Raw genomic sequence first — 24,332 nt, forward strand, 5'->3', positions numbered from 1 at the left:
TATTGATTGATTTATTGTACGGGTTTGCTTCCCATGATAAACTTCAGCTCTCCCCCGTTCATAATATCGCTGTGATTCAGTTCCCAGCTTTTGTGTTCTTTTCCGTTCAGGAATATTTTCTGAACGTAGATGTTTTTATCGGAAATTTTATCTGCAATAACCGTAAAGGTTTTTCCATTCTCCAACTGCAGAGAGGCCTTCGGGAACTGAGGGGCTCCTATAGCATAAACAGGTTTCCCAGGCGTTACCGGATAGAATCCTAATGATGAGAAAATATACCATGCCGACATCTGCCCGCAGTCTTCGTTATTGACAATACCATCTGGTTTTGCGGCATACATATTATCACGGATAAATTTCACCATTTTCTGGGTTTTGTGAGGAGCTCCTGCATAGTTGTACAGATAAGGAACATGGTGTCCCGGCTCATCTCCGAATCCCAGAGATCCGATGAATCCTGAAATATCTACATGCTGTTCTCCCTGCATATCCAGCTTTTCTGTAAAAGTTCTGTCCAGCTTTTCCTCAAATCCTTTTTTTCCGCCATACAGCTTTATCATTTCATCAATCTGATGGGGTACAAAGAAATCATAAGCCCATATATTTCCTGAAACCCAGTGAGGCTGAAGTTTTTTCCAGTCATTCAGTACAAAATCGGCTAAAAATTCTCCGTTTTTCTGCCTTGGCCAGAAATGATTATTGCTTTTATTGAAAGTATTCAGAAAATTCATTGACCGTTTTCTGTATACCTCTGCTTCATATTTTTTGCCCAATTTTTCGGCCAGCTGCTGAATACACCAGTCATCATAGGCATACTCCAGAGTTGCAGAAACAGAGGCTCCGTTTTCAGAAGGTGAATATCCCAATTTAATATAGTCGTTCAAACCTCCACCTCCATCGCTGCTGCTCATTTTATCGGTTAAAGAAGCGTCCTTCATGGCTGCGAATGCTTTTTCGTGATCAATACCGGGCACTCCTTTGGAAATAGCATCCCAGATAACCGATGCGCTGTGATAGCCTAGCATACAGAAATTATCATATCCGCATAATTCCCAGATCGGCATATGATCCTTACGGTCCGTATATCTGCTGATAAGAGAGTTGGCAAATTCCTTTGTGTGTTTCTGGTCCATGATCGTCAACAGCGGATGTGTTGCTCTGAAACCATCCCAATAAGAATATGTACTGTAATTGGTAAACCATTTGGTATTCATATTTTCTTCTGCAGCAACATAATCGCCATTGACATCCATATAAAGATTAGGAGCAATGAATGTATGGTAAACTCCCGTATAGAAAATCTTCCTCTGATCATCTGTTCCTCCTGTCACCTGAAATCTGCTGATAAGATCTCTCCAGGTTTTCTGTGCAGTTTCTTTGGCCTTTGCAAAGTCAATATTTACGGCTTCAGAATCAAAGTTTTCCTGTGCGCCTTCTGTACTTACCGGCGACAGGGAAACTTTCACTTCAATGCTTTCATCTTTTTGTGTAGCGAATCTCACAAATGCTTTGGCATCTTTAGCAAGAGCCATTTTTTCATTATTTCTGATCTTTCCTTCCGAATACACTCCATAGGATTTAAAAGGCTTTGAAAATTCCATAACGAAATAAGCAAATCTTTTTCCTCCCCAGCCTGTACTGTAGCTGTATCCTTTAATCTTGTTATTTCCTTCTATACTAACGAGGGTATGATATACGCTTCCGAAGATCTTATTAACGGGATCGATGATGATATTAGACTCTTCGCTTTTGGGAAAAGTATATTTATGAAATCCTACTCTTGGTGAGGCGGTCAGCTCAGCTTTAATTCCATAACTGTCCAGCATAACGGAATAATACCCCGGGGAGGCAGTTTCTCTTTCGTGGCTGAATGTGGAGCGATAGCCTGTTTCAGGCTTATCTTCCGACCCGGGAAGCATTTTGATTTGTCCTACCGTAGGCATCACCAGAATATCTCCAAGGTCTGCCCACCCGGTTCCGCTAAGGTGATTGTGACTAAATCCCATGATGGTTTTACTGCTGTAATGATACCCTGAACACCAATCCCAGTCGCCGCTTTTGGTATTCTGGTCCGGGCTGAGCTGTATCATTCCGAATGGCGTTGTTGCTCCCGGAAAGGTATGCCCATGCCCTCCTGTTCCGATAAACGGGTCTACCCAGGAAAGGACATCATCCTTTCGCTGCTGTGCATTCCCGTTGTATGAAAGCAGGATTGTTACTAAAAATATAAGCAGTTCTTTTTTCATAATGGTAAGAAAGATCTCAAATTTTTTTTAAGATAAGAGTTTATTTAGGAATATGAAAATCATAATAACAATATTGTAAGGCAAAAGCATAGATTATATCGGTATTATTAAAGTTTTCAGACTATTATATTGAATTATTTTTCATAAAATCAATGATTTCCGAAATATATCCAAACGCAACAGCCACTACTGTATCTGCAGCTCCGTAATATACAGCTACTTTATCGCCTTCAGTTAATGCAGCACATGGGAAGATAACATTGGGAATATCACCAGTAAGCTCATACATTTCTGCCGGAGCCAGCAGGTATGGTTTTGTTCTGTACAATACTTTTGAAGGGTCCTCCAGGTCAAGCAGTGCAGCACCCATGGAATACCTGAATCCTCTGCAGGTATTGATCACCCCGTGATAAAAAAGCAGCCATCCTTCGCTTGTTTTGATCGGAACAGGTCCTGCCCCTATTTTGGTACACTGCCAGGCACTGTCTTCAAAAGGAGTAACTTTCATTACACATCTGTGCTCCCCCCAGTATTTCATATCCGGGCTGTAGCTGATATAAATATCTCCAAACGGGGTATGTCCGTTATCACTCGGACGGCTCAGCATGGCATATTTCCCATTGATTTTTTCAGGGAAAAGTACTCCGTTCCTGTTAAATGGCAGAAAGGCATTTTCACACTGGAAGAATTCTTTAAAATCGAAGGTATATCCAATTCCGATAGTAGGTCCGTTATATCCGTTGCACCAGGTGATCCAATAGCGATCTTCAATGAAGGTTACGCGCGGATCGTACTTGTAGTCGGATTCGATCATTTCTGTATTCCCGGCTTGCATTTCTATGGGATCATGGTTGATCTTCCAATGGATGGCATCTTTACTGAAACCGGCAAAGATATTCATCTGTACGGCTTTGTTATCACATCGGAAAACACCTGCAAATCCGTCTTCAAAAGGAACAACTGCACTGTTAAAAATGCTGTTAGAGGAAGGGATTGCATATCTGCTGATAATCGGGTTTTCTGAAAAACGCCACATAATATCGCTGCAGTCTTTCGGACGGTCCTGCCAAGGGATCATTACTGATTGAGATGTCATAAAGTAGTATTACTTTTTTATTTTTTTGATTATTTATTAACTGTCTGATTCTTCTTTGGATTTTTCAGGATATGGGAACGGAACCAGCAAGGTGACAATGAATGCCGGTATGGTGGCAACAAGCACCCAGACGAAAAACATTTTATACCCTATCCAGTCACTGATCATTCCGCTGAACATTCCGGGGATCATTACTCCCAGATTCATAATTCCGGTAGCGAATGCATAATGGGCAGTCTTATGTTTTCCGGGGGCAATCTGCTGCATCATATACAACATCAGTCCTACAAAACCAAATCCGTAACCGAAATATTCTGTTACGACCGCCAGGCCTACTGAAAAAAGGTCTTCCGGCTGATAATGGGCCAGCAATGCATACACCACAAACGGTATATTGAATGCACAGCATAACCAGATCAGGGATTTTTTAAGTCCTCTCGCAGAAATGAAATATCCAGCCAGCACAGATCCTAAAATAAATGCAGCTGAACCGTATGTTCCATAAATAAGACCTATATCTGAAGTGGATAGTCCTAATCCTCCTGCCGCTCTAGGAGCTTTAAAAAATAAAGGAGCGATCTTAATGGCAAATCCTTCGGCAAAACGGTATAATATAATGAACATAACCGCCCACAGGATGTTCCGTTTAGTAAAGAAGGAGGTGATTACTTCCAGCAGTTCTTTACGGATATTTCCTGCATTTTTCTCTATTCTATCCTCTTCATTTTTCTGTTCTTTCGGCAATACCCAATAATGATAAGCTGCTAAAGCGAAAAATATAAGAGCAAATACACCCATAATGATCATCCATGCATGGGTAACTCCTTTTGTTTTTTCCAGGACACCAGCGAAATAAACCAATGCACCGCTGCTGATAATTTTGGCGAGGTTGTAGAAAGCGCCCTGCCATCCGATATATCTTGCCTGTTCTTTATTAGAGAGGAAAGCAATGTAGGTACCGTCTGCAACCACATCATGTGTAGCTCCGCAGAAAGCAACAACTGCAAAAAGGGCAATGCTGTATCTGAAAAAATCGTGAAGAGGAAGGCTTAAAGCGATCAGGGCAAAAAGCACTCCTATAGCTGCCTGAGTAAAAAGAACAAAGAATTTTTTGGTTTTATAGATCTCCAGAAAAGGACTCCAGAGAGGCTTTAACGTCCAGGAAAGCATAATAAGCCCCGTCCAGAATGTGATCTGTGAGTCTGAAACACCCATGTCTTTATACATAATTCCGGAAACAGCATTGATGGTTACAAAGGGGATTCCCATTGCAAAATATAATGTTGATATCCAGAAAATAGGCTGTACTGAATGTGTCTCAGAATTATTTTTTCCCATATTCAAACTAAACTGTTAAAGAAAAGAAGGCCCCTCAAAAGTGTCATTCCGGGTTGAACGAAACTAAAAAAGAATAATCTTAAAAACGGATAAGTTAAAGATTTTTCTATACCGGCATGAAAAAACCAAATTAAATCTATTTTTCGAGACGGCCTTCTGTTTTCTTTATAATTGCTTCTGAAAAAGTATTATTTTTTATCCCACCATAGTTTTGTTCCTCCTGTATCAGGGCCACCCAGATACTGTAGAGCCTGTGCATAATTCAGGGTATTATTTCTATATTTGGTCGGGATAGGAACTCTTCTGATCATAGCATCCGTACTGATGGTTCCCTGGCTGTCATTAAGAACATTTTTGAAAATAACAGGATAACCTGTTCTTCTTTGTTCTGCCCATGCTTCAGGACCGTCAGGATAAATGGCAATCCATTTCTGGGTTATAATTCTTTCCAGTTTTCTTTCAAAAGAATCTCCGTTATTCCATTTGATGGTAATGGTACTCAGCATCGGGCTTCCGGCCAGAACACTGTTTGACGCATTTTTAGTATCGATATAGGGAGCCTCCACAGAAACGGCATCTTCAATATACGTTGCATATGATGAGCTTTTTCCCCATTCTGCAAAAGACATTTCAACACCTTTATTGTAATTTGTTCCTGCATCTCCTGCTCCCGCATAGCCTCTGATGGCTGCTTCTGCTTTCAGGAACCAGATTTCTGCAGCGGTCATAATCTTGTTTTTGCCATCGGAATTTGAAAAATAATCACCTGTGGCAGAAACTGCTGCTGGCTGAGAAAAATTTCCATAACGATCTTTACTTCCTCCCATATCAACCCCAAGCCTTACTCCAATGTATTGTCCGCTCACTGTAGGATCAACTGCAGGTTTCGCATATGATGAAATCCTTGGGTCATTAAAACCATTCATATAAGCCATTAAAGGGGCTCCGATTTTGCAGTCTCCCCATGAATAAATGATATTATATAAAGGAGAAGCACCACCATAACTTACTAATGCATTCTGACTATTGGCTTCAATCAGACCAGCTGAAGAACTCAATGCTTCCTCAGCATATTGTTTTGACTTCACTGGATCTGCATAACTAATCCTCATAGCCAGTCTTAGTTTCAATGAATTTGCAAGACGGGCCCAGGAAGCAGCATTTCCACCAAACACAACATCTCCTTTTTTAAGAACTGACTGGTCTTCGGTACCGATACTTTTCTGAAGAGTGGTAATTGCTGACGTAAGATCCTGAATAAAGTACTTATAAGCATCCTGCTGGCTGTCAACATCGGTAATTCCATTAGGATTTGGTGTCAGATATTTACTGTATATTACCGGACCATGTGCATCTGAAACTTTTTGAGAAGCCATTACTCTCAATATTTGTAAAACGGCTAATGAATGGGAGAAATCTATCCCTGCATAGTTTTTTGCTGAAACGGTGGAAAAATTCTTAATCTGCTGGAAAACATCTTCCAACTGAGTCATCATTATTCTTTCATTCCATCCATCCATTATAAAATAAGTGGTATTGTTTTTACCTCCGTTATATGCTGTAGCAGTACTAAAAAGACCACTATACATATCTGCATTTAAGTTGGTTTGTAGCTGATAAACCCAATCTGTAGGATGTGCCAGATTTCTCTGCATCTGCTTTAGCGGATTTACCAGTTGTACAAAATCAGCATTCAGCTGCTCACTTCCAAGACCTGAATATTGAGAATTAATATCTTCAAAATCGCTTGTACAGCTTAAAATTGAAGAGGTTACCAATCCTCCGATTAATATTGTTTTTATTTTATTTTTCATTACTGTAAAGATTAGAAAGTTGCTTTTAATGAAACACCTAAAGATCTGGTTATCGGCATACCAAACATATCTACTCCTACACCTCCCGGGTTTACGCCTGATACCTGTTCCGGATCAAAAGGAGCCTTCTTGTATAAAAAGAAAAGATTAGATCCTGTTACTCCGACTGTTGCATTCTGCAGAAATCCGGACTTCAGATTAAATGTATATGAAATTGAAGCCTGACGTAATCTTATAGCTGTTCCGCTATACATATATGCCTTCTCAACATTAGAAACGGCTTCGTAGTATTCTTTTGCATCCGTTTTCCCGGTATAAGCCTGCCCATTTTCGGTGACTGCATTACTAATTGCAACTCCACCATTGTCACGGGCATCTGCAGTTACTTTACTTACCCCATACCTGTCATTCATCATCTGAGTATATCCTAGTACTTTCCCGCCAAATCTTCCATCTATCAGAAAGTCTATATTAAGCTTTCCAATACTGAATGAATTATTAAGACCAAGCATAAATTTAGGATTTGGATTACCTAAATAGTCTACGGCTCCGGGATCAAATAAAGGAACTCCCTTATCGTTTACAATAATCCTTCCCTCTCCATCACGTTTAAAAGTTTTCCCATAAATATCACCGAAAGAACCTCCCAATTTCAATTTGTTATATCCTCCTCCTAACAGGGTAAAAAGTTTTTCATCGGAGTCATTAAAATATTGTGCAGGGAAAAGTTCAACAATTTTATTTCTGTTGGCAGATACATTAAGTGTTGATGTCCATGAAAACTTTTCCCTTTTGAAAATATCTACTGCCAGAGAAGATTCAAATCCTGTGTTTCGTATTTTCCCCGCATTAATATCCAGTTTTCCTCCAAAAGTTACAGAAAGATCTGAGGAAGCCTCAATACCCTGAAGATACTGATGAGAATTATTGGAGTTATAATACGTAAAATCAAATCTTGCTCTGTTTTTAAACAACCGAATATCTGTTCCTACTTCAAACGTTTTATTTTCTTCAGGTCTTGGGTAAAGTGGTTCATAGCCCTCACGAACAACAGGATAGGCACTATATGTCCCTACAATGCTTCCTGCATTAAAAATTAATTGCGGCATGGTAAATGTAGGATCCAAAGCATTACCCACAATAGCATAGGATCCCCTTACTTTCCAGAAGCTAAACATATCCGGAAGTTTTACGATATCCGAGAGAATGGCATTCACCCCTACAGATTCATAATCGAAAGAAACATTTCCTAATCCGGCTAAAGTTGACGACCAGTCATTTCTGAAAGTCAAATCTAGATATAGCTTATTTTTAAATCCGATATTGGCACTTGCGAAAACGGACTGATCCTGTCTTCTTGTACCCGTAATTATATAATTTTGTCCATTCCCATTTTGCCCTGTCCATTGCAAATTATTTAAGGTAAACTGATTAGGTACTACCAATAAATTGTTTTCGATACTGGTTACAGAAGCTCTTTTATCACTAATACTTGCTCCTACCGTAAAATCCAGAGTGAAGTTATCTCCGATATGTGGGTTTCCGCTTAATAAAACATCTCCGTAAGTAGATCTGTTATCATACAGGTTTTTGTAAATTTTACCATTATTATTTCCTCCTAATATTACCGGTAATGAGAAAACAGCAACATTTCTCTGCGTATCAGAATCAAAATAGCTGTAATTCCCTCTGATTTTTGCTGTCAGCCATGGATTAATAGCATAACTCAATGCTGCTGAACCATAAAAGTTCTTATTTTTGGTGGTAACAGCATTTCTGTTTAATATCCAATATGGGTTTTGAGATTCTACGCTGAAGGTTCCATCTGGAGCAATTGCCCACCAATTTTGAGCCGGCAAATATCTTTCCTTATTAAAATAGGTATAATTATCACCACTGAAATTATCAAAATTAACCCCTCTTGGCAACCAGTAAAGATTAGTCAGAGGTGAAAAATAAGAACCTGGAGTAAGCCTATTCTTTGTGTTCTGCATAGAGGCCATTACATTGACATCCAAGGTGAGTTTATCTTCAAAAAATTTGCTGGAATTTCTGAAATTAAGGTTATACTGATCAAAAGAAGAAGTTGGAATCACCCCTTTATTCGTTGTATTACCAAAGGAAAATAAGTTGGTACTTTTTTCATTTCCTGATTGAAAACTAAGGCTATTAACCCAAGTCATTCCTGTTCTGAAAAAATCTTTTGTATAATCTTTGGATTCTCCTTTTGCCCCCCAGCTTTGCATAGATCCTGTTGCTCCTGCAGAAGGATTATAAGGTATCATTTGTAAATAGCTGTTCTGTAATTCAGGCAAAGCATATACATTATCCATCGTCAAACTGGTTGAATAGGTTATATTGCTTCTTCCTGCTTTACCTTTTTTTGTCGTAATTAATACAGCTCCATTACTTCCTTGTGACCCGTACAAAGCCGAAGCAGATGCTCCTTTCAGAAAGTTAATACTTTCTATATCTTCAGGATTTATAGTACTCAATATATCTCCTATATCCGGCATAGAAGCATAAAAATCTACATTCGGACCTCCGACACCATTGATAATAGGAATCCCATCAATAACATACAGCGGCTGGCTGTTTCTTGTGGATTTATCCCCTCTCATCACCACTCTCACAGATCCACCGACCCCACCATTGGTTTTATTGATTTGCACATTGGAAACTTTCCCGTTGATGGAATTGAGAAGATTGGGCGTTTTTACCTCCGTAAGTTCATCCCCGCCAATCTGCTGGCTCGAATAGGTTAAAGACCGCGCCTGCCTTTTTATCCCCAAAGAAGTCACAACCACTTCTTCAATTTTGGTTGTTTTAGCAGTATCTGCCTTCTTAGTTTCCTGTGCATGAGCAGATAAAGAAATAGCTAATAAAACCGGTATAACAGTTTTTCTCATAAGGTTTAGGATTAGTTTAGATTTATTTGAGAATCAATTACATTTCTTCAAATATCATTTTGAAAACCAAAACAAATACATTGTATTTTTTTCGCAACATTATGTTTTGAAAGCGTCAAATAATTTAAAGTTTGATTAAGATTTAATTCACATTAGCAAATCTAAATTTTGTAAACAGCCAGATATAACACTATTTTATCATAAAACGATATTATTTTTTCAGGTCTGTTTAAAAACAATGCATTAATACCTAAACATCAACAAATTACACACGAATAAAATCATAAATTTCAACATGTTTTTAGCCTGTTTTAGTAGAATTTTAACTAATTGCGGGTATTTTAATGCAAAAAATCCGGATACAATGATCCGGATTCTGAGAGTCAGCAGTATAATTTTACCTTTTAATCCCGTTATTCAATTTTTTTCACGCCTTTGAACTGTTCTTTAAATTCTGTTGGAGTTGTTTTTTTAATGGATTTGAAAACCTTATTGAAATTGGCAATATTGTTGAATCCGGCTTCAAAAGCTGTTTCAAAAACGGTGAGATTTTTCTCCATCAGCCATCGCGCAGCATAGCTGATCCTGATTTCATTCAGATAATTCACAAAAGTTTTTCCTGTTCTTTTTTTGATGAACCTGTTAAAAGTTACGTTGCTCATGCTAACCAGTGAAGCCGCGTCATTCAGGGATATTTTACTTTCGAAATTCTTATGGACAAAATCATGAACGATCTTCATTTTATCGTTATCAGCAAACGTTTCCAGCTCTATACTGTACGAGGACAGCAGTGTTTTTTCTTCTGCAGTTGCCAGCTCATTCAGAATTTTCATGATTTCAATGAAAGATTCAAAGCTGCTCATCTTCGAGAGATTAAGAAATGAATCTTTCAGCTTTTCCGCCAGTTCCGGTGAAAACAGAATTCCCCTGATTGAATCTTTCATCAGGTTGCTGATGGGTTTCAGAATATTTTTATCCATCATAGACTGGTTAAAAAAGTCCTGATTAAACTGTATGGTAATCTCGTGGGTTTTTCTGTTTTTACATTTGTAATTTGCCCAGCAATGGGGCAGGTTCGGCCCTACCAGTACCAGTTCATAATCACCTATTTCCCCGGTATGATCGCCGATCATCCGCCGGTATCCTTTTCCTTTATAAACAAAGTTGATCTCCACTTCCGGGTGATAATGATAGGGAAAATCAAACGACGCCTTAATGCGGTCAAATACAAGAAAACTGTCTTCGGGAGATAACGGTGTTATTTCTCTCAATATATTTTCTAACTTGCTCATGGGTGGCTCAAAAAATTAAGTTATAAATCAAATACAGTACTTTTACAAAATTGATAAAAAAACAATCAACTAATATATAATTTTTATTTTTTATCTGTTTTTTGTTGAAAATTTGAAAACAGCCTGCTTATCAGATAAAATTACACCTTAACTCACTCCGGAAAAGTAGAAATATTATCGGTTAAACGGAAGGTAAATCTGCCTCATATGATAGCTGCAAATTATACACAGAATAATAAATCCCGGCTACCGCCTCCCTCCTTCATTTCTTTTCGTATCTTTAGGCTAAAGTAATTGTATGTCGCTTATTTTCGAAGATCATTATAAAAAACTGGGTCTTGAAGTGTTTTCGGAAAGGAATCTGGAAACCATTCACAGTGATGCTTTCATATCTGACATTAAAATTCTTTTCATTCCTGAGGGCTATGAATTAACAATAGATTTCAGCCATTATAAAACCTCAAAACCTTCTTTATTTTTTATCACCGGACAGCATCTGAAGATTGAAAAAGGCAAAAAAGAGGCTTTATTATTATATTACAACCGTGATTTTTACTGTATTCAGATTCACGATAAGGAAGTCGCCTGCGATGGGCTCTTATTCCATAATGTATTTGAAATTCCGTTTGTTGAATTGGATGCTGAAGAATCACTCGGTATCAAAAATCTGTTTCAGCATATAAAAGATGAGCTTGAATATAAAGACTCGTCTGTTGAAGAAATGATCCGAACTTATGTAAAACAGATCATCATCCGCGCCACCAGAAAATGGAAACAACAAAACCTTGATCATAACACCTTAAAAATTTCAGGTACCGAACTGGATGTTTTCAGGGATTTCAGCAGGCATCTTGAAATTCATTTCAGAAAGAAACATAATGTATCTGATTACGCCGAGCTGCTTCATCTGGCTCCGAAAACTTTAACCCACAAATTTAAAAGCCTCAGACTGGATTCTCCCAACCAGTTTATCATTAACAGAATCTTGCTGGAAGCCAAAAGATTATTATTCTATACAGATAAACCTGTTAAGGAGATTGCCTACCATCTGGGGTATGAAGATCCTGCATATTTCAACCGATTGTTTACCCAAAAAACAGGAAGCACTCCTGCACATTTCAAAAAAAATTACACTTCGGGAAAAAAGTACAATATTTAAGGCTTTTTCTCTATTGAATTCATCCATTCACCACCATACCTTTGTCATATCAAAAAAATAACACTCAATATCAATAATAAAAACAAACATTATGAGACGTAACGCAACAGCCGTTTGGAACGGTACCATTAAAGAAGGAAAAGGACACTTAACTACTCAGAGCACTACTTTAAACGAAACTCAGTATTCTTTTAACAGCCGTTTTGCCGACGGGGTTGGAACTAATCCTGAAGAACTTCTGGCAGCAGCACATGCAGGATGCTTCACCATGAAACTAAGTGCAGAGCTTTCCCAGGCAGGCTATAATCCTGAAGAATTAAAAACAACATCCGTCATTACCCTTGACCCAAGCATCGGGAAAATAACAAAATCTGAACTGACTTTAACAGCAAAAGTGCCTGGAATTTCGGAAGAAGAATTCCAGAAATACGCTAAAATTGCAGAAGAAGGCTGTCCGGTAAGCGCTGCATTCAATTTTGAGATTACACTGAATGCAACTTTAGCTTAAGATCAGTCTCCACTTTAAACCATTAAAATTAAGTTTGAAAATTTTAGGAAAGTGCCTGGCAATTCCCATTTCTGACTGGTTTTAATGGTTTATTTTTTTATTATAACTGAAAGCAGATTTACAGAGTATAAAATATTCAAGAATAAAATATACCGATTGGTATATTTTTGTATATTTGTACTGAAAACAGTACATAAAATGTCAAAAGCAGAAAAAACCAGGCAGTTTATTATTGAAAAAACGGCATCTTTATTCAACACCAAAGGGTATATGTCTACCTCATTATCAGATATTACGGAGGCAACAGGCCTTACAAAAGGAAGTATCTATGGGAATTTTGAGAATAAAGACGAAGTGGCTCTTGAAGTTTACCGGTACAATGCCAGCCAGCTCAGCAGGATTATGAGCCGCTCTTTCGGCGATGAATTTCCAACAACTATTGATAAACTTTATGCATTTGTATCTTTTTACAGAAAAAACTGGCGTACAGTTTTCTCGAATGGGGGCTGTCCTCTTATGAATGCAGCCACCGAAGCAGATGATTCTTTTCCGGCACTGAAAAAACATGTTAAAGAATCTTTTAAAATATGGACCCATAAGATTTCAGGAGTAATCCAACTGGGGCAGAAAAACGGGGAACTCAATCCGGATACCAATCCGGAAGAATATGCTGCCCTATTCATCATGATTATTGAAGGCGGAATATTACTTTCCAAGACAACAGACGATGAAAAATTCCTGAACCTTGCACTGGATAGAGTTACCCATATAATTGATCAAGAACTTATTCTTCCATCTTAAAACTAAAGATTATGGAAACAAAAAAAGTGGCTATTGTAGGATACAACAGAATTCCTTTTGCCAGAATCAATACAGCCTATGCAGATAAGGGAAATCAGCAATTGCTGGAAGCTGCCCTTAACGGACTGATTCAACAGTACCATTTACAAGGAAAGCTTCTGGGAGAAGTGGCAGGAGGAGCTGTTATCAAACATATTTCCGAAAGCAACCTCATCCGGGAATCTGTTATGAACACTCCGCTTGATCCTGCAACTCCTGCCTGTGATCTTCAACAGGCCTGTGATACAGGAATTGAAGCTGCCATTTATATCGGAAACAAAATTGCATTAGGTCAGATTGACAGCGGAATCGCCTGTGGTGTAGAAGCCATGAGCAACATTCCTTTTGAATCTTCACCCCGGTTAAGAAAAGCTCTTCTGAAAGCCAATAAAGAAAAATCAGCATTGGGAAAAATAAAGCAGTTATTGAGCCCCAGGCTTAAAGACTGGATGCCCATTCCTTATAAAGGGCAGGAGCCCAAAACCGGCCTGGTGATGGGCGGGCATACGGAAATCACTGCAAAATACTATGAAATTTCCCGTGAAGAACAGGATGAGCTGGCTTTAAAGAGCCATCAGAATATGGCCAAAGCTTATGATGAAGGATTTTTTGATGATATGATTACTCCCGCTTTCGGACTGGATAAAGATAATAATTTACGCCGTGATACCAGCTTAGAAAAGCTTTCCCAGCTGAAACCGGCCTTTGACAAACAGCACGGAACGCTGACTGCCGGAAACTCAACCCCTTTTACAGACGGAGCTTCCGCTGTATTATTGGCCAGTGAAGAGTGGGCAAAAGCGAATAATCTACCCGTACTTGCTTATATTACTTTTTCAGAGGTTGCGGGAATTGAATATGTTGAAAACAGACAAAATCTTCTTTTGGCTCCCGTTTTTGCCGCTGACAGAATGCTCAGGAAAGCAGGGATGAATCTTGAAGAATTTGATTTTTATGAAATTCATGAAGCCTTTGCCGCACAGGTTCTTGCTACTCTGAAAATCTGGGAAAACGATGATCTGGCGAAAAAATTCGGTCTGGATAAAGCATTAGGAAAGATTGACAGGGGGAAACTGAATGTAAAAGGAGGAAGTCTTGCAGCTGCCCATCCTTTTGCGGCCACGGGAGGCAGAATTATTGCTACAATGGCCAAGCTTCTCCATGAAAAAGGACGCGGAAAAGGATTTATCTCCATTTGTGCTGCCAGAGGACAGGGTGTTACAATGATTATAGAAAAATAATACAGAATATATGGACCGATTAGCACAGCTTCAGCAATTTATAGGGAAAGAATTCAGCCAGTCGCCATCCCCTTTTATGAAATGGCTGAACCCTGTTATCATTTCTGCGGAAGAAGGACATCTTGAATTTCAGTATACAGTAAGGCCGGAATGGCTGAATCCGATCGGAAATCTTCACGGCGGTGTAACAGCAGCTATTATTGACGATATCATCGGGGCAACCCTGTTCTCCCTGAATGAAAATTCTTTCATCACCACCATCAATAATGTGATTGATTATTTTTCAACCGCAAAAGAAAATGATAATATTGTAGCCGAAACGAAAATTATAAAAAGAGGACGGCAGTTTGTAAATGCTCAATGCGAAATATGGAACGCAGAAAAGACAAGGCTTATTGCCAGAGGAACCTCTAACTTATTCAAAATTAACAATTAAATGGAAATCACCATCACCGGTTTAAGATGGTGACAATCTATGACCTTTAAAAAGATAGATACGTATATATGAAAAGAGTTGTCATTACAGGACTGGGCGCAGTAACGCCTTTAGGAAACAATGTAGAAGATTTCTGGCACAACAGCATTAACGGAGTTAGCGGAGCAGGAGCCATTACCCATTTTAATTCAGAGAAATTTAAAGTACATTTTGCCTGTGAGGTTAAAAATTTTGACCCGAAAGTTCATCTCACCCACAATGAAATAAAAAGAAGCGACCTGTTTACCCAATATGCGCTGTACTCATCAGCAGAAGCCATACAGGATTCAGGACTTGACCTTGCCAATATGGACCCTTTTGATACGGGAGTGATCTGGGGAACCGGACAGGGCGGCATGTGGACCTTTGAAAGCGAAGTTATGGAATTTGCAAAAGGAGACGGAACACCAAGATTTAACCCGTTCTTTGTACCTAAGTTCATTGCCAATATGGCTTCCGGAATGATTTCTATGAAGTTTGGTCTTCAGGGAATTAACTACACCACGATTTCTGCCTGTGCAACAGGAAATACAGCCCTGATGGATGCCTTCAACTATATCCGCCTGGGGAAAGCTAAAGTAATAATCAGTGGAGGCTCTGAAGCTGCAATTTCTCCGGCATCAATCGGAGGTTTCTCTATTATGAAGGCCATGTCCACCAGAAATGATGATCCGGCTACCGCCAGCCGCCCTTATGATGCAGACAGAGACGGTTTTGTTATGGGAGAAGGCGCAGGAGCTCTGGTTCTTGAAGAATATGAACATGCAAAAGCAAGAGGAGCTAAGATTTATGCAGAACTTGCAGGAGCCGCAATGACGGCTGATGCCTATCATATGACCGCACCTCATCCCGATGGTGCAGGAGCTATTAAAGCAATGCAGCTGGCTCTTAATGAAGCCGGAATTAATGCTGAGAACATTGATTATCTGAATCCTCACGCCACTTCTACTCCACTTGGGGATCTTGTGGAATTGAAAGGGATCAGCAAGCTGTTTAACGGAAGTAAAAACCTTGACATCAGTGCTACCAAGTCTATGACCGGGCATTTGTTGGGAGCAGCTGGTGCCGCTGAAGCTATTCTGTCTATTAAAGCTGTTGAACAGGGAATTATCCCGCCAACGATTAACCTTCATAAGATGGATGAAAATATTCCGAAAGATGTGAATATTGTTTTTGGTGAAGCTAAAGAAAAGAAGATCAATTACGCTTTGAGTAATGCTTTTGGATTTGGAGGACACAATGCCACTTTAATTTTCAAAAAGTTCAGCTGATTCTTAATTTAAAATATTTTTCTGATCCCTGTATATAAAGTACAGGGATTTTTTATTACTCATAAATTATTAATAGTAAAGTTTCTGTTTTGGGAAAAACAATTTGAAAAGACCAATCAGCAACATATGGAATATTTAATAAAAAACACTCATAATAAATAAAATAATTAACACAAAAATGTAATTAATGTTTATTTGACACTTATAAAGTAGAATTATTATTAACATATTTCTTAAAACTAATTTTACAATACAATTGTACTATTTTTATTGACATTACTTGTTCAAATCATACACCACAAAATATTTAAACATGAACAAAAAACTTTATTACACCTTTATTATGGTATTTTTTCTGATGATCAGTTGTCAGAATAGTATTTTGGATACAGCATCTGTAGATTCAAGCGATAAGCCTGAAGGAGCCGGTCAAATGAGACTTTCCAATGAGTTACTCACGCCTAACTCCAGCTGGAAGTATCTTGACAACGGCTCAAACCAGGGTACCGCCTGGCGTGCTTCTGCTTTTAACGACAGCAACTGGGCAACTGGCAACGGACAGTTCGGTTTTGGAGATGGTGATGAAGCCACCACCCTTCAGCCAGGTCATATTACCTATTATTTCAGAAAACATATCAATATTGCTGATGCGGGGGCTCTCCCATCTTCACTGATACTGTCTATGATCCATGATGACGGAGCCGTTGTTTACATAAACGGAACTGAGGTTCTGCGGACAGCACTACTGCCACAATCCGGTGCTATCAGCTACAATACCGGAACCAGTTCATTTGTTCCTACAGCCCAGGAAAACAGCTTTTTTGATTACACCATTTCATCCTCATATTTTCAAACGGGTGATAATGTTATAGCCATAGAAGTACATAACCAGAATACCAGCAGCAGCGATGTTTCATTTGACTGTAAGATTAATACAAGTACCCAACAGGATCCTGACGGACCCTATGTATTTTTCCGCAATAACAGCTATGTAGTAAAAAGTATTGACCGGACGCAGGGGTTTATCACTCAGACATTCAGCACACGCAGCCAGGTTTCACTAACCATACAGCTCCCTGACGGAAATTCATTCCCTGTAAGCCTGCAGCCCCAGCTTACCACACGCGAGCAGACTGAATATCCTACATTGCCTGCCAAGTATTTTGCCACATCAGATATTGAAGGAGGCATAATGGGTTTTATACTAATGCTGAAAAAAGCAGGAATTATTGACTCAAACTATAAATGGAACTATGGCAATGGAAACCTGTTTATCATGGGAGATGTTTTTGACCGTGGGCAATATGTATCACAATGCCTGTGGCTGATCTATAAGCTGGAACAAGAAGCCGCGACAGCAGGAGGCAAAGTGCATTTCATACTGGGAAACCATGATATTATGAATTTAGTTGGTGACTTCAGATATGTACATTCCAAATATACCGCCAATGCACCTGTATTAGGAGAAACACTAACCACATTGTATGACGCAAACAGTGAGCTGGGTAAATGGCTCCGCAGTAAAAACATGATTGAACGTGCCGGAAACACATTATTTCTACATGCAGGAATCAGTCCTGAAGTAGTAGCGCTCAATCAGTCCATTACTACATTGAACACTTATGTAAACCCTGTCATCAATAAAACCTGTACGTCTCCTGATTGTAAAACAGCCACAAGCAGCACTCATGGTCTATATTGGTATCGTGGTATGGCCCAGCAATCGCTTACACAGGCACAGGTTGATGCCATTCTTACATCTTTGGGTGCTGAACGGGCTTTTATCGGGCACACCATACTTGATAACAAGATTACTCTTCTTTACCAAACCAAAGTGGTAGATCTGGACATATCTCATGCTAATAATTATTCACAGGGCTATATGGAAGGTATTTATTATAACGGATGTTACTTTAAATTTCATACCACCCAAACTCAGACAACCTATACTCCTCTTATCGGAAGCAATTGTGTACAGCCTTAAAAATAAAAAACATTTATAAAAAAAACAGTCTCAAATTGAGACTGTTTTTTTATGCTTTTAGCCATTCCGAAGAAGAAAGATATTTCTGATCGGGATAATAGATAAAGAGAAGATTTCTTCCTTTAATGGTGTTAATGATCGGCTGTGTAAGATCTCTCGGAATAGCAGGACATCCCCAGCTTCTTCCGATTCTTTTGTGCGCTGCGGCAAACTGCTCACTTACATAATCTGCTCCATGCATCACAATTGCTCTTTTGTATGCGGCATCATTGAATCCTTTATCCATTCCGAGCAATCTTAAAGAAAATCCGTTATCACCTCTATAGGTTGCATCTGTGATATAAAATCCCATGCTGCTCTGCTGCGAACTTTCCGTATTAGAAAAATTCGTAGCAAATTCTTCGCCGGTATTTTTTCCGTGGGCTACGAGTGAGTTGAACAGTACTTTCTTGTCATTGATGTCAATTACCCAAAGTCTTTTTGTATTGGAGGACATAGAAAAATCGCAGATAGTCAATAAATGCGAGTCCTGGCTAAGCAATCCTGCTTTTTTCAGATTTTCAAATCCTGTCAGTGCTTTTGAGAAAACCTCGAAGTTCATCTCATGATCAGGATCAAATGCTATAGATTGGTATAATACTTCTGACGAAGATACAGCAGCTTCACTCTTCTCAGATTTCGTGTCGGTTACTCTTTCAGTTTTTACTGTAGGGACATTCTCATTCTTTACCGCCGGTTTGGGAGAAAGATAGAATGAAGTGGTGACCATGTAAACAAGGCCTAATACGCTATAAAATCCTTTCATTCAATACTATATTAATTCCAAATTAGTGAGGCAAAATTATAAAAACATAATTACCAGCATGTTATAACTCTAAAAAGTTTAACTCAATTTAAGAAACTTTAACGGTAGCCCGATTCATCTGATTGATTGTAAATCTCTTCCAGTTTTTTCCAATAACTCCTATTTATCGGTTCATAAATAGGGTATACACATTTAAGTGCAAAAATATCCAGCTGACTTCTTGATCCGAGCCAGCTTAAAATATTTTTAACTAATCTTTCTTCCTCAAATCCAGCCCATTGGCCAGCCGGATTTAATAGATTAAAAAAGAGAACAGGAAAAACTTCGTATTGATCAATTCCTCTGATTTCTTCAAAAGTAAAGGGACTTTTAAGAAGGATTGAAACGATATCCCTAAAATCTGAATCCTGAAGTTCCGTATCCAGGTATAATTCAGATAATGCTTTCCAGATAAGTCTCCGTTCATGAGGAAATTGCAGCTCTTTCATATGCCTGATTCCAAAAATCTAATTTACAGAATCCGGAACAAACTCTAAGCTTACAGAGTTCATGCAATAGCGCAGGCCGGTAGGTTTCGGGCCGTCATCAAAAACATGTCCCAGATGAGAATCACATCTCTTGCAGAGCACTTCTACTCGATCCATTCCATAGGTAAGATCTCTTTTGTAGTAAACGCCTTCTTTATCGGCTTCAAAAAAACTAGGCCATCCGCAGCTGCTGGCAAATTTGGAAGTGGAACGAAACAGATGATTTCCGCATACTGCACAATAATATTCCCCAATTTCATCAAACTCATTGTATTTTCCTGTAAAAGCCCTTTCTGTAGCAGCTTCTCTGGCAACAGCATAAAGATCAGGTGCAAGGATTTTTTTCCATTCATCATTGGAAATGTTCAGTTTTGCAGTATCAGTTCTGGAATAATATGGATTGTTTTTTGCTTCTTTGTTTTCCATGGAGGTGATTTTAATGGGTTGATGTTTCTGTCCGCATTCCTGCAGAAAAAATAATATAATGATGGAAACTAAAAATCTCATCATAAGTTTGAGTTCTTATGTCTTCCCCACAAAAGAGAGAGGAAATGCAAAAGTATGTCAGATTTTGAAAATCTTTAATTTTCTGTTTCTTTGATTCCCGGAGTGTTTAAAATAACACGTTTATTCCTTTTGTGGTGCAAATATTGAATGATTTGATAGTCAAATTTAGTAAATTTGAGAATATGAATGATGACGTAAAAAGAAAACAGCTCAGAAAATATAAAGCATTTGCCACAGGATTATTTGTCCTGATGGCGGTAATTTTCATTGTGACTACTCTACTACAGAAGTCCAATACTTCCCATTGGATAGGCTATGTGCGTGCTTTTTCAGAAGCAGCTATGGTGGGAGCACTCGCAGACTGGTTTGCTGTTACCGCATTGTTCCGTCATCCTTTGGGGCTTCCTATTCCGCATACCAACCTGATTGAGAATAGCAAACAACGGTTAGGAGACAATCTCGGAAGCTTTGTGGTGAGCAATTTCCTGTCTCCCCAGAATATACGTCCATATATTCAGAAGCTTAAAATTTCAAACTTTGTAGGAGAATGGCTAGGAAAAGAAAAAAATCAGAACATTCTGCTCAGAAATATTTCGGATATTGTTCTTGACATTCTGAATAAGCTTGATGATACGTCAGTGAGCCATTTTATCAGCAAGAAAGTTTCTGAAATGACGGATGACATTCAACTCAACAAAGTCGTAGGAAACGGGATAGGCTATATTCTGGAAAAAAATGACCATCAGAGGATTATCACCAACCTTTCCAGACAAATTAAGGAATATATTCTGGAAAATGATGAAATGATAAAAGACCGGGTAAAAAAAGGAAGCTATACATTTATACCTTCTTTTGTAGACAATAAAATTGCAGATAAAATTGCAGACGGGCTTTCTGATTTTTTTAAAGAAATAGAAGAGGATCCCCAGCATGAAGTCCGGAAGCTGATCACACAAAAGATTCATGAATTTTCTGTTGATCTTAAAGAAGATCCAAAATGGAATGATGAATTTAAAGCCATCAAAAACGGACTTCTTAAGAATGACAAACTGGAAGAATATTCCAGTGATATCTGGGTTTCCATCAAAAAAACACTGATGAAGGAATTACAGGAAGAACATTCTGCACTGAAAAGCTACCTTTCTAAAAATCTGAATGAATTTGCACAGAATTTAAAAACAGATGAAAGCCTTCAGAACAAAATTGATCACTGGGTTCGTGTTACGGCTTACAAATATATCCTTAAAAACACTCATCAGTTCGGAAACCTCATCAGTACAACAGTTGGAAACTGGCAGGGAAAAGAGCTGAGTGAAAAACTGGAGCTGGAAGTAGGAAAAGACCTGCAGTTTATCCGTGTTAATGGGACCCTGGTAGGAGGTCTGGTGGGGCTTATCATCTATACAATAGCCCATTTCTTCCTTTAAAAACTGAAAACTAACCATGAAAAAAACTTTTATTGTAATATTCTTTTTTTTCTTCATTGGGAGCTTCTGTCAAAAGGTTGAATTGAAATCCGTAACAGATTCATCACAGATATTCAAAGGCCAAATTGCCGGAATCCCCATCACTATTCAGCTTCATTATGCGGGTATCGCAGATTGCAGTCTGCATCAGTATTTTGTAGACGGCTGGTATTACTATGATAAATACCAGAAGAAAATCCCGCTGACAGGAGTGTATAACTATGGTAAGCTTTCACTCTATAATTTCGGAACCCAGCAAAAACAGAATGCCCAAAAACTTAAAACTCTGATTACCTCACCACAGAAAATGGGGAAAGCAGACGAATTTGCTCAGGCATTGAATCCTAAAGAATTTATGCTCTTTGATCGCGGCGAAACGAAAAAAAGTATAATTTCCGGCAGCTTTTATCTTGGCAAAAAAGTTCAGCCGGCAGAACTTCTTACTGAAAACAGCATGATCTATCGCTATAACAATTATCTGTTCCTGCCTAATCATAAAAAGATCAATACCTTCGATTTTATTAACCAGGCCGGCGGAAATGAACTGATTTCCTATACATCCGGTGAAAACGGAAACAGGGTTCTTTTATATTTTGAGCATACTTCCAACCTTAACGCCTGTGGAAGATGTGGTGCAAGCGAAGGTGAAAAGGGCTATCGTGTCCTTTACTTCACAAAGGACTGGAATTTTAAAAATTATGAAGAGTTTTTAACAGAAAGCTGTCTGGAATCTATTTACGGTACCACCAAAACAAAATCTAAAGACAGAAAAACCATTTATTACAGAGTAGGTAAATCAGCGTCTTCTCCTGCGTATACATTTACCGTTGATATAAAGAATGCATCCGTAGTAAAATCAAAATAAAAAGAGAGCCGTACAGACCCTCTTCTTATATTTATCTTGGCAGCCTGCCGGCTCTTTTTAAAAGTTCTTTATTAATTTCACTGATCAGTTCCGGACCTTCATAGATAAATCCTGTGTACAGCTGTATTAAGCTGGCTCCGGCATCTAACTTTTCCATGGCATCTCTTACCGAGTGAATTCCTCCCACTCCGATGATTGGAAATGCACGGTTGCTTTTTTCAGAAAGGTAACGGATCATTTTTGTGCTTCTCTCACGGATTGGTTTTCCGCTTAAGCCTCCGTTTCCTATTTGCGCTAATACTTCCGGTGAGGTTTTTAAACCTTCCCTGTTTACAGAGGTATTGGAAACAATCACCCCGTCTATTTTTGTTTCTGCTATCAGTTCAATAATTTCATCTAATTGATTGTTATTAAGATCCGGAGCAATTTTCAGTAATATGGGTTTCTGTACAGGTTTTGACTGATTGATTTTTTTTACTTCCGTAATCAGTTCGCGCAGATAGTCTACATCTTCCAGTTTGGCATGGCTTCCTACATTCGGACAGCTTACATTCAGCACAAAATAATCTACATGAGGATGAAGACCGTCAAAACAATCCAGATAATCCTGGGTATAGTTTTCCGGGCTTGTATCTGTATTTTTCCCGATATTTCCACCGATGATTATTTTCCCTTTATTGCCTTTCAGCTTTTCAATAGCAGCCTCAAGGCCGTCATTGTTGAACCCCATTCTGTTGATGATTCCGCCATCTTCTATCAAACGGAACAGTCTTTTCTTAGGATTTCCTGCCTGGGCTCTTGGAGTTACCGTCCCGATCTCTACAAATCCGAAGCCTAAATCTCCTAGCTCGTTGAATAATGTGGCATTTTTATCGAAACCAGCTGCCAGTCCTACAGGATTTTTAAATTTTAATCCGAAAACTTCTCTTTCCAGACGTTTATCTTCAATAGGTTTTGGAAAAAATAATTTGGTGAGAAATCCAAAATTTTTAAGCATTGAAAATGTAAAATGATGAACTTCTTCGGGATCAAATTTGAAGAGAACTGGTCTGATGATACTTTTGTACATTGAAAAAAAGTTTTACAAAAATACTCAATTTAAAATTAATCCTCGGTTACCCTATGATATTTTATAGAAAAATGTCTGATAAACAGAATCTATTCAATCAGTGAAATACTTACTTTCGTCCGCAGGGCGTTTTACTCAGCAAACGCTGAAACGGAGTACCTTAGCGATCAATAAATATTTACACTGGTCCATAAAACCTGGCAGGTATAACGCTAGGAATACGAACTTAAGTCAAAGTTCAGGATGTCTCCTACCCTTTTGAATTCTTCATCTATCGTAGCGTTCAGTATCATTTTTTCGTTGGTAACAGGGTGATTGAAAATCAATTGATGAGCATGGAGCGTCATTTTATTGATCCCAAATGTCTGAAGCCACAGCTTATTCTGTTTATTACAGCCATGTTTTCTACAACCTAAAATAGGATGCAGAATATGTTTAAAATGCTTTCTCAACTGATGAAATCTTCCTGTTTCAGGAATCGCTTCCACTAAACAGTATCTTGAAGTCTGATGCTTTAAAAACGGCAAATCGATTTCCGAAGTCTGCAGACGATGGTAGTTGGTAACAGCATTTTGCTTAACTTCATTTTCATTGATTAAATCATAATCAATGGTTTCTTTTTCTTTTGCCCAACCACGAAGAATGGCCAGATATTTTTTCTCCACTTCCCGTGATGCAAACTGCTCACTCATGATTCTAAGGGTATCTTTATCTAAAGTAAACAGAAGAACACCTGAAGTTTTCCGGTCTAAACGGTGCACAGGATATACTTTTTGCCCAATCTGTTTCTTCAGCTCCTGAATAGCATAAGTATCCGCTTCTCCAGCATAAAAGGACTTATGAACCAATAATCCGCTGGGTTTGTTGATGGCAATAATATATTCGTCACGATAAAGAATTTCTAACATGTTGCAAAACTA

Annotated in this window: 20 protein-coding genes; 9 read left to right on the forward strand and 11 right to left on the reverse strand. The window is 38.6% G+C overall.

All coding sequences use genetic code 11. From position 1 onward, the window contains the following. Positions 1 to 11 precede the first annotated feature (11 nt). From AOB46_RS08245 to AOB46_RS08270, 6 genes are all read right to left on the reverse strand, one after another. Positions 12 to 2,246, reverse strand: a complete 2,235-nt coding sequence (locus AOB46_RS08245; protein ID WP_062698173.1) for a GH92 family glycosyl hydrolase — start codon at positions 2,244 to 2,246, stop codon at positions 12 to 14. A 124-nt stretch (positions 2,247 to 2,370) separates the two neighbouring features. Further along, entirely contained in the window at positions 2,371 to 3,342 is a 972-nt protein-coding gene (locus AOB46_RS08250) for a glycoside hydrolase family 130 protein (protein ID WP_062698175.1), read from the reverse strand. Between the two features lie 36 nt (positions 3,343 to 3,378). Beyond that, on the reverse strand, positions 3,379 to 4,680 hold the full coding sequence (locus AOB46_RS08255; RefSeq protein WP_062698177.1) for an MFS transporter: 1,302 nt from the start codon (positions 4,678 to 4,680) through the stop codon (positions 3,379 to 3,381). A 188-nt stretch (positions 4,681 to 4,868) separates the two neighbouring features. Then, positions 4,869 to 6,494 (reverse strand): SusD/RagB family nutrient-binding outer membrane lipoprotein, encoded by a 1,626-nt coding sequence (locus tag AOB46_RS08260; RefSeq protein ID WP_062698178.1) that lies wholly within the window; start codon positions 6,492 to 6,494, stop codon positions 4,869 to 4,871. An 11-nt stretch (positions 6,495 to 6,505) separates the two neighbouring features. Beyond that, positions 6,506 to 9,403: a SusC/RagA family TonB-linked outer membrane protein gene (locus AOB46_RS08265; protein ID WP_185113850.1), complete on the reverse strand. Its 2,898-nt coding sequence runs from the start codon at positions 9,401 to 9,403 to the stop codon at positions 6,506 to 6,508. A gap of 413 nt (positions 9,404 to 9,816) precedes the next feature. Next, positions 9,817 to 10,695: an AraC family transcriptional regulator gene (locus AOB46_RS08270; protein ID WP_062698181.1), complete on the reverse strand. Its 879-nt coding sequence runs from the start codon at positions 10,693 to 10,695 to the stop codon at positions 9,817 to 9,819. Between the two features lie 298 nt (positions 10,696 to 10,993). Between AOB46_RS08270 and AOB46_RS08275 the strand changes: the two genes are divergently transcribed. The 7 genes from AOB46_RS08275 (at position 10,994) to AOB46_RS08305 (ending at position 18,173) form a co-directional block, all read left to right on the forward strand. Beyond that, positions 10,994 to 11,854: a helix-turn-helix domain-containing protein gene (locus AOB46_RS08275; RefSeq protein WP_062698183.1), complete on the forward strand. Its 861-nt coding sequence runs from the start codon at positions 10,994 to 10,996 to the stop codon at positions 11,852 to 11,854. A 91-nt stretch (positions 11,855 to 11,945) separates the two neighbouring features. Then, on the forward strand, positions 11,946 to 12,362 hold the full coding sequence (locus tag AOB46_RS08280) for an OsmC family protein (protein ID WP_062698185.1): 417 nt from the start codon (positions 11,946 to 11,948) through the stop codon (positions 12,360 to 12,362). Positions 12,363 to 12,560: 198 nt separating this feature from the next. Further along, positions 12,561 to 13,163 carry a TetR/AcrR family transcriptional regulator gene (locus AOB46_RS08285; protein ID WP_062698187.1) on the forward strand — a complete coding sequence of 201 codons (603 nt, stop codon included), beginning with the start codon at positions 12,561 to 12,563 and terminating at the stop codon, positions 13,161 to 13,163. Positions 13,164 to 13,174: 11 nt separating this feature from the next. Then, positions 13,175 to 14,443 carry an acetyl-CoA C-acetyltransferase gene (locus tag AOB46_RS08290; protein WP_062698189.1) on the forward strand — a complete coding sequence of 423 codons (1,269 nt, stop codon included), beginning with the start codon at positions 13,175 to 13,177 and terminating at the stop codon, positions 14,441 to 14,443. 10 nt (positions 14,444 to 14,453) lie between these two features. Further along, positions 14,454 to 14,879 carry a PaaI family thioesterase gene (locus tag AOB46_RS08295; protein WP_062698191.1) on the forward strand — a complete coding sequence of 142 codons (426 nt, stop codon included), beginning with the start codon at positions 14,454 to 14,456 and terminating at the stop codon, positions 14,877 to 14,879. Between the two features lie 68 nt (positions 14,880 to 14,947). Continuing rightward, positions 14,948 to 16,189 carry a beta-ketoacyl-ACP synthase II gene (gene fabF / locus AOB46_RS08300; RefSeq protein WP_062698194.1) on the forward strand — a complete coding sequence of 414 codons (1,242 nt, stop codon included), beginning with the start codon at positions 14,948 to 14,950 and terminating at the stop codon, positions 16,187 to 16,189. A gap of 313 nt (positions 16,190 to 16,502) precedes the next feature. Then, a complete protein-coding gene (locus tag AOB46_RS08305; RefSeq protein ID WP_062698196.1) occupies positions 16,503 to 18,173 on the forward strand; it encodes a metallophosphoesterase in 1,671 nt (556 codons plus the stop codon). Between the two features lie 49 nt (positions 18,174 to 18,222). Here AOB46_RS08305 and AOB46_RS08310 read toward each other — a convergent pair whose 3' ends face one another. The 3 genes from AOB46_RS08310 to msrB form a co-directional block, all read right to left on the reverse strand. Continuing rightward, positions 18,223 to 18,978 carry a murein L,D-transpeptidase catalytic domain family protein gene (locus AOB46_RS08310; RefSeq protein ID WP_062698198.1) on the reverse strand — a complete coding sequence of 252 codons (756 nt, stop codon included), beginning with the start codon at positions 18,976 to 18,978 and terminating at the stop codon, positions 18,223 to 18,225. Between the two features lie 98 nt (positions 18,979 to 19,076). Beyond that, positions 19,077 to 19,466: a hypothetical protein gene (locus tag AOB46_RS08315; protein WP_062698200.1), complete on the reverse strand. Its 390-nt coding sequence runs from the start codon at positions 19,464 to 19,466 to the stop codon at positions 19,077 to 19,079. 18 nt (positions 19,467 to 19,484) lie between these two features. Then, the gene (gene msrB, locus AOB46_RS08320) at positions 19,485 to 19,931 is read right to left on the reverse strand and encodes a peptide-methionine (R)-S-oxide reductase MsrB (RefSeq protein ID WP_410470268.1); all 447 of its coding nucleotides are present in this window, start codon (positions 19,929 to 19,931) and stop codon (positions 19,485 to 19,487) included. 263 nt (positions 19,932 to 20,194) lie between these two features. Between msrB and AOB46_RS08325 the strand changes: the two genes are divergently transcribed. Together AOB46_RS08325 and AOB46_RS08330 are read left to right on the forward strand one after the other, a co-directional pair. Next, positions 20,195 to 21,439: a DUF445 domain-containing protein gene (locus AOB46_RS08325; protein WP_062698203.1), complete on the forward strand. Its 1,245-nt coding sequence runs from the start codon at positions 20,195 to 20,197 to the stop codon at positions 21,437 to 21,439. A gap of 82 nt (positions 21,440 to 21,521) precedes the next feature. Next, on the forward strand, positions 21,522 to 22,343 hold the full coding sequence (locus tag AOB46_RS08330) for a hypothetical protein (RefSeq protein ID WP_131724334.1): 822 nt from the start codon (positions 21,522 to 21,524) through the stop codon (positions 22,341 to 22,343). A gap of 31 nt (positions 22,344 to 22,374) precedes the next feature. On the opposite strand, the gene AOB46_RS08335 is transcribed toward AOB46_RS08330, so the two are convergent. Next, on the reverse strand, positions 22,375 to 23,412 hold the full coding sequence (locus AOB46_RS08335; protein WP_062698207.1) for a quinone-dependent dihydroorotate dehydrogenase: 1,038 nt from the start codon (positions 23,410 to 23,412) through the stop codon (positions 22,375 to 22,377). Between the two features lie 212 nt (positions 23,413 to 23,624). After that, complete coding sequence (locus AOB46_RS08340) at positions 23,625 to 24,320, reverse strand: pseudouridine synthase (protein ID WP_062698209.1); 696 nt, start codon at positions 24,318 to 24,320, stop codon at positions 23,625 to 23,627. Positions 24,321 to 24,332: the final 12 nt, after the last annotated feature.

It is taken from the genome of Chryseobacterium indologenes, from assembly GCF_001295265.1.
In the GTDB taxonomy this organism is placed as follows: Bacteria; Bacteroidota; Bacteroidia; order Flavobacteriales; family Weeksellaceae; genus Chryseobacterium; species Chryseobacterium indologenes_A.

Bases quoted from the DNA above. Each gene is read 5' to 3' on its own strand.
- AOB46_RS08310 (WP_062698198.1), bottom strand. From the start codon at position 18,978: ATGAAAGGATTTTATAGCGTATTAGGCCTTGTTTACATGGTCACCACT.
- AOB46_RS08245 (WP_062698173.1), bottom strand. From the start codon at position 2,246: ATGAAAAAAGAACTGCTTATATTTTTAGTAACAATCCTGCTTTCATAC.
- AOB46_RS08280 (WP_062698185.1), top strand. From the start codon at position 11,946: ATGAGACGTAACGCAACAGCCGTTTGGAACGGTACCATTAAAGAAGGA.
- AOB46_RS08325 (WP_062698203.1), top strand. From the start codon at position 20,195: ATGAATGATGACGTAAAAAGAAAACAGCTCAGAAAATATAAAGCATTT.
- AOB46_RS08255 (WP_062698177.1), bottom strand. From the start codon at position 4,680: ATGGGAAAAAATAATTCTGAGACACATTCAGTACAGCCTATTTTCTGG.
- AOB46_RS08290 (WP_062698189.1), top strand. From the start codon at position 13,175: ATGGAAACAAAAAAAGTGGCTATTGTAGGATACAACAGAATTCCTTTT.
- AOB46_RS08275 (WP_062698183.1), top strand. From the start codon at position 10,994: ATGTCGCTTATTTTCGAAGATCATTATAAAAAACTGGGTCTTGAAGTG.
- fabF (WP_062698194.1), top strand. From the start codon at position 14,948: ATGAAAAGAGTTGTCATTACAGGACTGGGCGCAGTAACGCCTTTAGGA.
- AOB46_RS08335 (WP_062698207.1), bottom strand. From the start codon at position 23,412: ATGTACAAAAGTATCATCAGACCAGTTCTCTTCAAATTTGATCCCGAA.
- AOB46_RS08270 (WP_062698181.1), bottom strand. From the start codon at position 10,695: ATGAGCAAGTTAGAAAATATATTGAGAGAAATAACACCGTTATCTCCC.
- AOB46_RS08315 (WP_062698200.1), bottom strand. From the start codon at position 19,466: ATGAAAGAGCTGCAATTTCCTCATGAACGGAGACTTATCTGGAAAGCA.
- msrB (WP_410470268.1), bottom strand. From the start codon at position 19,931: ATGGAAAACAAAGAAGCAAAAAACAATCCATATTATTCCAGAACTGAT.
- AOB46_RS08250 (WP_062698175.1), bottom strand. From the start codon at position 3,342: ATGACATCTCAATCAGTAATGATCCCTTGGCAGGACCGTCCGAAAGAC.
- AOB46_RS08295 (WP_062698191.1), top strand. From the start codon at position 14,454: ATGGACCGATTAGCACAGCTTCAGCAATTTATAGGGAAAGAATTCAGC.
- AOB46_RS08340 (WP_062698209.1), bottom strand. From the start codon at position 24,320: ATGTTAGAAATTCTTTATCGTGACGAATATATTATTGCCATCAACAAA.
- AOB46_RS08285 (WP_062698187.1), top strand. From the start codon at position 12,561: ATGTCAAAAGCAGAAAAAACCAGGCAGTTTATTATTGAAAAAACGGCA.
- AOB46_RS08305 (WP_062698196.1), top strand. From the start codon at position 16,503: ATGAACAAAAAACTTTATTACACCTTTATTATGGTATTTTTTCTGATG.
- AOB46_RS08260 (WP_062698178.1), bottom strand. From the start codon at position 6,494: ATGAAAAATAAAATAAAAACAATATTAATCGGAGGATTGGTAACCTCT.
- AOB46_RS08265 (WP_185113850.1), bottom strand. From the start codon at position 9,403: ATGAGAAAAACTGTTATACCGGTTTTATTAGCTATTTCTTTATCTGCT.